Annotated in this window: 7 protein-coding genes; 3 read left to right on the plus strand and 4 right to left on the minus strand. The window is 48.5% G+C overall.

The features are described 5' to 3' along the window. The coding region (locus tag ACY2RR_RS22380; RefSeq protein WP_490110419.1) for a hypothetical protein at positions 1–488 on the minus strand (488 nt) is incomplete at its 3' end. A 771-nt stretch (positions 489–1,259) separates the two neighbouring features. On the opposite strand from ACY2RR_RS22380, the gene bamJ reads away from it, so the two are divergent. Next, a complete protein-coding gene (bamJ, locus tag ACY2RR_RS22385) occupies positions 1,260–1,967 on the plus strand; it encodes a BamJ family beta-barrel-assembly machinery protein (protein ID WP_490110420.1) in 708 nt (235 codons plus the stop codon). A gap of 48 nt (positions 1,968–2,015) precedes the next feature. Here bamJ and rsd read toward each other — a convergent pair whose 3' ends face one another. From rsd to aceE, 3 genes are all read right to left on the minus strand, one after another. Then, positions 2,016–2,501, minus strand: a complete 486-nt coding sequence (gene rsd, locus ACY2RR_RS22390) for a sigma D regulator (RefSeq protein WP_490110421.1) — start codon at positions 2,499–2,501, stop codon at positions 2,016–2,018. Between the two features lie 363 nt (positions 2,502–2,864). Next, positions 2,865–4,484, minus strand: coding sequence for a dihydrolipoyllysine-residue acetyltransferase (aceF, locus tag ACY2RR_RS22395; protein WP_490110422.1), 1,620 nt, complete (start codon positions 4,482–4,484; stop codon positions 2,865–2,867). Positions 4,485–4,553: 69 nt separating this feature from the next. Beyond that, positions 4,554–7,214 (minus strand): pyruvate dehydrogenase (acetyl-transferring), homodimeric type, encoded by a 2,661-nt coding sequence (aceE, locus tag ACY2RR_RS22400; RefSeq protein ID WP_490110423.1) that lies wholly within the window; start codon positions 7,212–7,214, stop codon positions 4,554–4,556. A gap of 289 nt (positions 7,215–7,503) precedes the next feature. Here aceE and glnE point away from each other — a divergent pair, with 289 nt between their 5' ends. Next, positions 7,504–10,434 (plus strand): bifunctional [glutamate--ammonia ligase]-adenylyl-L-tyrosine phosphorylase/[glutamate--ammonia-ligase] adenylyltransferase, encoded by a 2,931-nt coding sequence (gene glnE, locus ACY2RR_RS22405; RefSeq protein ID WP_490110424.1) that lies wholly within the window; start codon positions 7,504–7,506, stop codon positions 10,432–10,434. Between the two features lie 263 nt (positions 10,435–10,697). Next, entirely contained in the window at positions 10,698–11,624 is a 927-nt protein-coding gene (locus ACY2RR_RS22410) for a branched-chain amino acid transaminase (protein WP_490110425.1), read from the plus strand. Positions 11,625–11,844 lie beyond the last annotated feature (220 nt).

Below are 11,844 nucleotides of genomic sequence, written 5' to 3' on the forward strand. Positions count from 1 at the left end.
TTCGCAGTCTTGCGAGCTGCTGGCTTACGCTTAGCGGTAGTCTTCTTCGCAGTCTTGCGAGCTGCTGGCTTACGCTTGGCGGTAGTCTTCTTCGCAGTCTTGCGAGCTGCTGGCTTACGCTTGGCGGTAGTCTTCTTCGCAGTCTTGCGAGCTGCTGGCTTACGCTTAGCGGTAGTCTTCTTCGCAGTCTTGCGAGCTGCTGGCTTACGCTTAGCGGTAGTCTTCTTCGCAGTCTTACGAGCTGCTGGCTTGCGCTTAGCGGCGGCCTTCTTAGCAGTCTTGCGAGCTGCTGGCTTACGCTTCACGGTTGCCTTTTTAGCTGTAGATTTGCGGGTAGTCTTGCGAGCAGCCGTCTTTTTAGCAGTACTCTTGCGAGCTGCAGATTTTCGGGCCGTCTTTTTTCGGGCAGGTGCCCGCTTTTTAGCAGCTGCACCGGCTTCCCGGGTTGCCGCCTCGGACTTGTCGAAGTCCATTTCAACATCACTCATGGCTATCTCCTTAGCACTTGCAAGCGCGATACCGTTGGGCAGTGCCTTGCCTTTCGGTATCCAGAAGCCATCGCGCTCGTTCAGTACCGCAGAGTTCTGATTGACTCAACGACAGCATTTCTGGTCGGTTCAGGTTGCCTTTCTTTCTATTACCAGCAACCGTCTGATTGTCCTTTCGCAACTCTTGCTTTATCTATCCCAGAAATTCCTTTTTATTAAACAATCTGGAAAGACAAACCACTTTGAATCCTTTCAACTTAATCTGTGCTTAGGTTTTAGCGGATAATCCACTCTACAACCTGAATTCTGTTTTGGCTTCAAAGACACAAGCCTATTTTTATTTACCTCTAAAACTTTTCCCACTCTTGTTCGCTTTACGAACATCTTTTTATTAACCAGCTCATACAATATTTTTAAAACATTCTAAGCACTAATTAATTTATCTCTATTTTTTACATAGACATTAGACTAATCATTCACACAATTGCAAAATTTTTTTGACAAGCAATACATACATATAACAACAGACTCTTTAAAAAGATAAAAACAACTTACTATATAGATGTAGAAAGACTTCTATATAGTGTTTAAAAAGAACTTATAAAATCATTTAGTTGTTACCACCTTTATATAAAAAGAACTATTAAATAGCGTCAAAAAACCGTTTTTTCTTATTTATAGCAAACCATATCAGCTTGCCTTCAGTACTAATTTGAACAAAGATGTCTGCTTGCGGCACGGCCGCGCTCTACCACTGAAGAAGAGAATGCAATGAAGCTGACAAAAATTGCTGCGGCCATGGTGCTGTCAACTGTTACCGCTCTGCCAGTGATGGCAGCAGACAAAACTCCTGAAACAGACAAGGAAAAGCTCAGCTATAGCCTGGGAGCACTCCTTGGTATGAGAATTAAATCTGACTTTGATGACCTTGATGTATCAATGGTCTCTGCCGGCATCACCGATGTTCTATCAGATAAAAAGCCAGCTATAGACCAGAACAAAATGCTTGAGTTTATCCAGAAAGCTCAGCAGGAAGCAGCAGCAAAAGCTCAACAGAAGATGATTGAAGAAGCCCAGAAGAATCTGGAAAAGGGCACCGCATTCCTTAAAGAGAATGGTAAAAAGGCAGGGGTTGTCACCACAGAATCAGGCCTTCAGTACTCAATCATCAAGGAAGGTAAAGGCAACAAGCCTGCAAAAGAGAGCGAAGTTACAGTCCATTACGAAGGAAAACTGCTTAACGGCAACGTTTTTGACAGTTCTTACCAGAGAGGCGAGCCAACATCTTTCCGTGTGAATCAAGTTATTTCCGGTTGGACTGAAGCATTGCAACTGATGTCTGAAGGATCAACCTGGGAGCTATACATACCTTCTGACTTGGCCTACGGCCCAGGTGGCGCGCCACAGGGTGGTATTGGCCCGAACGAGCTTTTAATCTTCAAGGTTGAGCTGATTAAAGTCACTAACGCAGCGCAGTAAATCAATTAATTCCTGCTGCTCATCACCGAGCAGCAGGAATTAACTTTTCTAGCCTGCTGCCATCTGACTCACTGTATCTTTGTGAGCATTGTGCAGAATTTCGATGAGTTGATCTTCCAACTCAAACCGCTCCTCCAGAGTTTCCCCTATTTGCGAAAGAGAGTTCTGCAACTCCACTACACACCCCACTTTTTCACAGCTGTCATTGAAATCAAGACAGGCTCCTGTGTTTTTCTGAATAGAAGCAAATAGCTGCCCAGAATTATTCAGAGCTTCCTTGTCGCCGAATTCCAGAGCTTCCTGCTCCAGTTGCTCGTAAATCTCAAAATGTCCTGCTGATACATAATCAACAAGCAACTGGCAGAAGTTACGAAGCTTATCCTGTAGCGGACGCTCATCGTCGCTACGCTGCTTGACACCAGTCATCGAGCAATACAAAACAATCATGTTCTGTCGCTCATTCAACCAGTTGTCAATAAGCTCGGAAACTCCCCCCCACCTTTCTTTGGCTGACTTACAACCCTCCAGCATCATCTTTCCCCTTTACTGTTAGCATCCAGATTTTTACAGCCAGATTAGGAAAGACCAATCGAAGACTTATTACTTTCGACCGGTTTTGCTCATCCTACGGCAGCCAATATGTAAACAGCAAGAGTTAATAAAGAAAAAACAACACTTCTTTAAAAAAAAATGGTTGGCAATAAAAAATACAACTTATTGATAATAAATCGAGATAACAATTAAAAGATTAATCAAAAATAGATATTTGATTATATTGAAAAACAGTCTACCAAATTCAAAAACAAAGAAATAAAACAACAAATGACGTTTAATTATTTTTAAAGATGAAAAAATAAAGGAGCTTTATCAAGCTCCTTTATTAATGGCGACTTCTATTCAGAGAAGAAGCTTTCTTATATCTGCCAGCAATGCAGAAACCAAAACTGCAAACTTTGCAGCTTCTGCTCCATTAATGGCTCGATGATCGTAGGACAACGACAGAGGAAGCATCAGACGAGGAACAAACTCATTGCCATTCCAAACTGGCTTCATACTGGCTTTAGAAACACCAAGTATGGCTACCTCTGGGGAATTGACGATAGGAGTGAACGCAGTACCGCCAATAGAGCCCAGGCTGGAGATAGTAAAACAACCGCCTTTCATCTCATCAGGCTTCAATTGCTTCTTACGAGCCTTATCAGCCATCTCTGCACACTCAACAGCCAGCTCCCACAAACCTTTGCGATCAACATCCTTGATCACCGGAACCAGCAGGCCATCAGGAGTATCCACAGCAATACCGATGTTCACATACTTCTTCAGAATGCGGCTCTTGCCATCAGGAGACAAAGAAGCGCAGAACTGGGGCATCTCACGCATGGCGTAAGCTGCCGCCTTCAACAGGAAGGGCAATGGCGTAAGCTTGGTACCACGTGCCTCGGCAACCTGCTTCTGAGCCTTACGGAAGGCTTCCAGCTCGGTAATGTCTGCATCGTCATGCTGAGTTACGTGAGGGATGTTCAGCCAGCTGCGCTGGAAGTTCTTGGCAGCCACCTGACGCAGGCGATTGATTGGCTCAATCTCAACTTCACCCCACTGGCTGAAGTCCACTTCCGGCACTTCAGGAATACCAGCCCCACCAGCGGCTGCTTCAGCAACAGGAGGCTTGGCCAGACGCTCTTTAACAAACGCCTGCACGTCCTCCTTGAGGATTCGGCTCTTAGGACCGGTTCCCTTTACCAGAGACAGGTCAACGCCAAACTCACGGGCAATACGGCGCACAGCAGGGCCAGCATGAACCAGCCCAGGCAACGCAGGCTTAATATCCTTGATATCCGCAACCTTGGTGGCATGGCCATCAGGGCTGACGGAGGCTGCAGGAATAGGAACATCTTTCTTGGGTTCTTCTGCCTTAGGCGCGGAAGGGGTGGCAACCGGTGCAACACCAACCGCTTCCAGAGTCAGAACCAGATCTCCCTGACCAAGCTCGTCCCCCATATTCACATGCAGGGCAGTAACTTTGCCTGCATGTGTTGCTGGGATTTCCATAGTAGCCTTGTCGGATTCCAGCGTAACCAGCGCATCGTCAACGGATACTTCGTCACCGACAGTTACAGAGATCTCAACCACTGGGGCCTTATCGCCACCGATATCAGGAACAGTAATTTCTATCGTTTGTGCAGCAGCTGGTGACGCTACAGGTTCTAGAGCAACGACTGGCTCTTCAACAGTAGCGGGTGCAGGCTCATCTGCAACCGGGGCTAGGGCAACCTCAGCACCACCTTCTGTTGTGAGCTTCAGTACATCGTCACCCTCTTTCAGGGTGTCACCCACGTTTACCAGAATCTCAACAATCGTTCCGGCTGCTGAGGCCGGAATTTCCATCGTTGCTTTGTCTGATTCCAGAGTAATAACGGTTTCTTCAGCATCAACGCTGTCACCAGGGGAGACATTAATCTCCACTACTTCAGCGCCTTCTCCACCAATATCTGGAACTTTGATTAACTCTTCAGCCATTCTTCTAGCCTTCTGGTCTGACCGGACAGGCTGGCTGCCCGGGTTCAGAGGAATTTAGTGTCGCGTTTCTCAGCTATAGAGCGGAGAGGCTTTGTCAGGATCGATGCCCAGCTTGTTGATAGCATCGGCCAGAACGCTGCGTTCCAGCTCACCATCTTTCACCAGACCATGCAGAGCCGCAAAAGCGATGTAGTTACGGTCTACCTCGAAGAACTCACGCAGATTCTGACGAGTATCGGAACGACCAAAGCCATCAGTGCCCAGCGTTACGAAGGTTGCTGGTACAAAGTCGCGAATCTGGTCGGCGTACAGCTTCATGTAATCGGTTGCTACAACCACAGGGCCCTGCTTACCTTCCAGCTGCTGCTCAACCCAGGACTTACGCTGTTCCTTCTCAGGGTTCAGCATATTCCAGCGGCTGGCTTCCAGACCATCACGACGCAACTCGTTAAAGCTGGTTGCGCTCCAGATGTCTGACTCGACACCAAACTGCTCACGCAGAATGTCAGATGCTGCACGCACTTCTTCAAGTATGGTGCCACATCCCATCAGCTGCACACGTGGACCTTCTTTCTGCTCACCTTCAGAGAAGCGATACAGACCTTTCAGGATACCTTCTACAACATCATCACCTTCTGGCATCGCAGGCTGAACGTAGTTTTCGTTCATAGTGGTGATGTAGTAGTAAACATTCTCCTGCTCGCCGTACATGCGACGCAGGCCATCCTGAATAATTACTGCCAGCTCGTAACCGTAGGTTGGGTCATAGCTGATGCAGTTAGGCACGGTACTAGCCAGCAGGTGACTGTGACCATCCTGATGCTGCAGACCTTCACCGTTCAGAGTGGTACGACCAGAAGTCGCGCCAATCATGAAGCCGCGCGCCTGAATATCACCAGCAGCCCAGGCCAGGTCGCCAGTGCGCTGGAAGCCAAACATCGAGTAGAAGGCGTAGAACGGAATCATCGGGATATTGTTGTTGCTGTAGGAGGTTGCCGCAGCAATCCAGGCAGCGTGTGCACCCGCTTCGTTGATACCTTCTTCCAGAATCTGACCGGTTTCAGACTCTTTGTAGAACATCAGCTGATCAGAATCCTGAGGCTCATACTTCTGACCGTGAGCAGAGTAGATACCCAGCTGACGGAACATACCTTCCATACCAAAGGTACGGGCTTCGTCAGGAATGATCGGCACAATGTGCTTGCCGAGAGTCTTGTCCTTCACCAGCACACCCAGCACACGGTTGAATGCCATGGTGGTGGAAATTTCACGACCGTTACTGCCTTTCAGAACTGCGTCGAATGCGGAAAGCTCTGGAATCGGCAGCTGCACATCGGTATTACGACGACGCTGAGGAATAAAGCCACCCAGCTTTTCACGACGACGACGCATGTAAACCATTTCCGGGCTATCCGGATCTGGCTTGTAGTAAGGAATTTCTTCGATCTCATCATCTTTGATGGGCAGATCGAAACGGTCTCGGAAGTTCTTCAGGTCTTCGACTGGCAGCTTCTTAACACTGTGACTGACGTTGGCAGCTTCAGCAGTCGCACCTGTACCGTAACCTTTAACAGTCTTAGCCAGAATAACGGTTGGCGCGCCCTTATGGTTCACAGCTGCGTGGTAAGCTGCGTAAACCTTGTAGGGGTCGTGGCCACCACGGTTCAGACGCCAGATGTCCTCATCGGACATGTTCTCAACCATCTTCAGGGTTTCAGGATAACGACCGAAGAAGTTCTCACGGGTCCAGGCACCGCCTTTGTTCTTGCAGTTCTGGTAATCACCATCAACCGCTTCATCCATCAGCTGCTGGAGGATGCCGTCTTTGTCCTGAGCAAATAGAGGATCCCAGTGGCGGCCCCAGGTCACTTTAAGCACGTTCCAGCCAGCACCGCGGAAGACACCTTCCAGTTCCTGAATGATCTTACCGTTACCACGTACAGGTCCATCCAGGCGCTGCAGGTTGCAGTTCACCACAAATACCAGGTTATCCAGATGTTCGCGGCCAGCCAGGGAGATTGCACCAAGAGATTCTGGCTCATCCATCTCACCATCACCAAGGAATGCCCAGACCTTACGACCCTGCTCAGGCATCATCTTCCGGTTGATCAGGTACTTCATAAAGTGGGCTTGATAGATCGCCTGCAACGGGCCAAGGCCCATGGATACAGTCGGGAACTGCCAGAAGTCAGGCATCAGCCAGGGGTGTGGGTAAGAAGACAGACCTTTGCCATCCACTTCAGAGCGGAAGCTGTCCATCTGCTCTTCATTGATTCGACCTTCCAGGAAAGCACGGGAGTAGATACCCGGTGCTACGTGGCCCTGGTAATAAACCAGATCACCATCACGGTCATTGTCCGGACCATGGAAGAAATAGTTGTAACCAATGTCATACAGAGTGGCACTGGATGCAAAAGATGAAATATGGCCGCCCAGATCACCGCCACGCTTGCTGGCACGCTGCACCATAGCAAGAGCGTTCCAGCGAACCAGAGAACGAATCCGGCGTTCCATAAACAGGTCGCCAGGCATTCGGGCTTCTTTGGCCGAAGGAATAGTGTTTCTGTAGGGTGTAGTAATTGCGTAAGGAAGCTGGGTGCCCTTGCGGCTGGCCCGGCGTGCCAGGCGGGTTAACAGGTAGTGAACCCGCTCTTCACCTTCAGCTTCCAGTACGGCTTCCAGAGCGTCGAGCCATTCCTGTGTCTCAATCGGATCGGTATCGCGTTGCATTTTGAGTCCCCGGTACTGAACGAAATCAGTATAGATAGAGGAAGTGTATGAAGGTGCCGAAGGGATTCGCAATAACGATACAGACACCCACTCCATTATATATGTAGTTTTACTACGCAATTAACCAGTAACGCAATACCAAATTCAACTATTTGTGTAGTTTTTCTACAAAACGAAACACAACATTAACAAACTCAAACAATTTCACTCCTGCAAGATCAGTAAACAGATAGCTGTGATTTCGGTAAACTGGCAGTCATAGCTGAAGTTCTGAGGGGATGAAGGAAATATGACTGCCACGATACTGGATGACATTACCGAACAGCAAAATAAGCGCTGGCAGATCTTCTCAGAATCTCTCTCGAACGAATTGCAAACCTTCTTTTCAGAAGACATCAAATCACAACTATTCAAATGCTGGAGTGGGAGCGACTACGCCTGGGAGGTCTGCCGGACAACACCCGTGCTTCTACAAGATCTACTGCAACAAAATCTACTACACCAAAGCCTGAGTGAATCAGGTATGGCAAGTGAGCTGGCTGAACAAGTAAAGGTCTGCAACTCAGAAGACACACTGATGAGTGTGCTACGCAAGTTCAGGAAAAAACATCAGTTACGAATTATTTTTCGAGACCTGAATCGTCTTGCCCCCATGACAGAAACAACAGCCGACATCTCTGCCATGGCTGATGCCTGCATCGGGCTGTCCTGCAGCTGGTTACACGACGACTGCTGTAAACAGTTAGGTACACCAATGGGAGCGGATGATGGTGAAGAGGAGCTTTATCCTCAGCATATGACCATCCTTGGTATGGGCAAACTGGGAGCTGGAGAACTCAATCTTTCTTCTGATATTGATCTTATCTTTTGTTATCCCTGCAAAGGCGAAACTCAAGGCGCTGCCAGAACGATTACCAATCAGGAGTTCTTCACCCGATTGGGCCAGCGCCTGATTCGGGTACTGGATACAAATAATGCCGAAGGCTTTGTATTTCGTGTTGATATGCGACTACGCCCGTATGGTCAAAGCGGTGCATTAGCTCTCAGTTACTCAGCCATGGAGCAGTATTATCAGGATCAGGGACGGGACTGGGAACGTTACGCTTTGATAAAAGCCCGCTTTATTACCGGTGACCAAAAAGCCGGAGCGGAACTTATGGATATGCTGCGGCCCTTTGTTTTCCGTCGTTACATAGATTTCAGTGCCATTACTGCACTGCGAGATATGAAACGCATGATTCGCAGGGAAGTTGCACGACGCAGCTTGCATAACAATATCAAGCTTGGTCACGGTGGCATTCGTGAAATCGAGTTTATCGTGCAAAGTTTCCAGCTGATACACGGAGGCCGCGATCGTAGCCTGCAAGATCGTTCTCTGCTAACGATTATAGATAGTCTTGAAAGTTCAGAATATCTGCCAGCCGAAGCCTGTAACGATCTTCGTGAAGCCAACGAATTTCTTCGCAATGTTGAACATGCCCTGCAAGCCTGGAAAGACAAGCAGACTCAGACACTGCCAAACAACCCTGAAGAACAATTTAGGTTGGCCTGGATCATGGGCTTTTCCAGTTGGGAAAGCTTTATGGAAAAGTTGGATTATCACCGAGAGCGGGTTGGTACTCATTTCAATGCCATCGTTGCAGAAAGTGAAGAACCAGAAGCCGACAAAGACAGTTCGACATCAGACTGGGATGCTTTCTGGGATGGGCAGCTTGAGAAAGAAGAAGAAATTATTGTTCTTAATAAAATGGGGTTTATCAACCCGGAAGAAATTCACCGGCGCCTGTTAAATCTTCGCGATGGCAAAATCCTGAAAACTGTCCGTCGCCAGAGTGCAGATCGTATTGCTCTGTTTATGCCCCGCCTGCTGAAGGCTGTATTGCGAGAAGCAAACCCTGATCAGGCATTACTTCGTGTGCTGACCATTGTTGAGTCAGTGCTGCGCAGAACCGCTTACCTTGTTCTGCTTATGGAAAACCCTGGGGCTCTGGAACACTTAATTTCCCTTTGTTCGGCCAGCCCCTGGATAACAGAACAGGTTGCCCGCCACCCGGCACTTTTGGATGAATTCCTGAATCTTGGCAACCTCTACGCGCCGCCCGATAAAGCCCAACTTGAAGATGAACTTCGCCAGCAATTAGCTCATATTCCTGAGGATGACCTCGAAACTCAGATGGAATCCCTGCGTTATTTCCGCATGGCGCATATGCTCAGGGTTGCTGCTGCCCAGGTGGCAGGAAAAATGCCTCTGATGAAGGAAAGCGACTACCTGACCTGGACAGCAGAGACTATTCTCTCAGCGGTTCAGGATATCGCTCGCAGACAATTGGTTTGTCGGCACGGAGAACCTGGTTTCAGCGCTGAAGAGCAAGCTCCTGGATTTTTGATTGTCGGTTACGGAAAACTTGGCGGTATCGAGTTAGGGCCAGGGTCTGACCTGGATCTGGTCTTTATCCACAACAGCGCATCAAACAAAGCCACGACAGGCGAACGCGAGCTGGATAACAGTATGTTCTTTACCAGAATGGGACAGCGCATAGTTCACATGCTCTCTACCAGCACAATTTCCGGGCAATTGTACGAAGTAGATATGCGTTTACGGCCTTCCGGAAATTCCGGTCTGCTGGTTTCATCCCTCAAGGCCTTTGAGAAGTACCAGTACAAAGAAGCCTGGACCTGGGAACATCAGGCACTGGTCAGAGCAAGATGTATTGCTGGTGATGCAACGCTGGCAAAACAGTTTGAAGCTGTTCGGGCAGATATTTTGTCCCAAACCAGGGAGATACCAAAGCTCAAAAAAGATGTTCGAGAAATGCGCCATAAGATGGCCAAAAACCTCGGCACAAAATCAACACAGGGGGGCGCACTCCCAGCCAGCTGGACTGCGGATAGCGCATTCCATCTGAAGCACGACCACGGTGGTATTGTTGATATTGAGTTTATTGTGCAATACGCCGTACTGGCTTGGTCCCAGGCTCACCGGGCACTTACTCGCTGGACAGACAACATTCGCATACTGGAAGAGCTTGGGAGCGCAGGACTGATGTCCTCCGAAAATGTGAAGTCCTTGAGCCAGGCTTACCAGGCTTATCGCAAGACATTGCATCGTCATGCTTTACAAAAAATGGGCAGCCAGGTGAGTGGTGATCAAATGCATCATCACAGAAAAGCGATTATTACTGTATGGAATGAGCTTTTAGGGGACAACATAGCCTGTTAAGACAGGTCATTTTATGGTGCAATAGACGCGCCGTTCGGCCACAAACCGAGTGGCGCTGCCGGTTCACTTTCCTACAAGGCAGTACCAGGCCCGTCCAACTCACGGCACAGGCAACCGGCAGACTATCTGCAGTTCTGTTACACCTGAAGCGGCTACGTCAGAACAGCTGTACAAAGACAATTAGAAAAATAATAAAGTCAGCGGGAAACCGTAAAGACATTATCACAACAACGGCAAGCAAAAACGAACTGACAGGAGAATCTATGTCTTTCGCCGATCGAGATGGCGTTATCTGGTTTGATGGCGAACTGATACCCTGGCGTGAAGCCAAGACCCACGTTCTGACACATACGCTGCACTACGGGTTGGGTGTATTTGAAGGTGTGCGCGCTTATGAAACAGCAAACGGTCCACAGATTTTCCGTCTGAAGGAACATACTGACCGTCTATTCCGCAGCGCACATATTCTTGGAATGGATATGCCATTCACCAAGCAACAATTGTCTGATGCACAGAAAGCCGTCGTTCGGGAAAACAATCTTACTGAAGCCTATCTTCGCCCAATGTGTTTCTACGGCTCAGAAGGTATGGGACTGCGTGCAGACAACCTGAAAACACATTGCATTGTTGCTGCCTGGGAATGGCCGTCTTACATGAGCCCTGAAGCCAAAGAGCAGGGTATTAAAATCCGTACATCGTCTTATACCCGTCACCATGTGAATATCACTATGTGTAAGGCCAAGGCAAACGGTAACTACATCAACTCCATGCTGGCGTTGAAAGAAGCGCTGGACAGCGGCTGTGAAGAAGCTCTGCTGTTGGATAACGAAGGTTATGTGGCAGAAGGCAGTGGTGAGAACATTTTCATCCTCAAAGAAGATGGCATTCTCTACACCCCTGAGCTTACCTCCTGTCTGGAAGGCATCACCCGCGATACAATTATTCGCTTTGCCAATGAGCTGGGCTTGGAAGTCCGGGAAAAGCGCATCACCCGGGACGAAGTGTATATTGCCGAAGAAGCATTCTTCACCGGCACAGCCGCAGAAGTTCTGCCAATCAGCGAACACGACGGCAGAAAGATTGGTTCCGGCAAACGCGGCCCTGTTACTGAGAAGTTACAATCCATGTACTTTGATCAGGTAACCGGTAAACGTGAGCAATGGCCTGAATGGCTGTCTTCAGTACGTTGAGTCTTGAAATCCACGGTTCAAACTAAGGACTTTCATCAACCCGCTACGGAAGATAACCAGTTCGGTTAGCAAAACAGAGAGAAACTGTTTTAAAAAAGAGGCGTATAATTATCGCCTCTTTTTTTATTCCCTTTTTAGAGATGAAAGAGAAGCTTTAAAGGGATGAGCCGTGCACGGCGCTTGAGGCCTGTGAGCCGGAGCGTTGGTATAACGCAACTCT

It is taken from the genome of Parendozoicomonas sp. 2304DJ65-17, assembly GCF_058148445.1.

Bases quoted from the DNA above. Each gene is read 5' to 3' on its own strand.
- glnE (WP_490110424.1), top strand. From the start codon at position 7,504: ATGACTGCCACGATACTGGATGACATTACCGAACAGCAAAATAAGCGC.
- aceF (WP_490110422.1), bottom strand. From the start codon at position 4,484: ATGGCTGAAGAGTTAATCAAAGTTCCAGATATTGGTGGAGAAGGCGCT.
- aceE (WP_490110423.1), bottom strand. From the start codon at position 7,214: ATGCAACGCGATACCGATCCGATTGAGACACAGGAATGGCTCGACGCT.
- rsd (WP_490110421.1), bottom strand. From the start codon at position 2,501: ATGATGCTGGAGGGTTGTAAGTCAGCCAAAGAAAGGTGGGGGGGAGTT.
- bamJ (WP_490110420.1), top strand. From the start codon at position 1,260: ATGAAGCTGACAAAAATTGCTGCGGCCATGGTGCTGTCAACTGTTACC.
- ACY2RR_RS22410 (WP_490110425.1), top strand. From the start codon at position 10,698: ATGTCTTTCGCCGATCGAGATGGCGTTATCTGGTTTGATGGCGAACTG.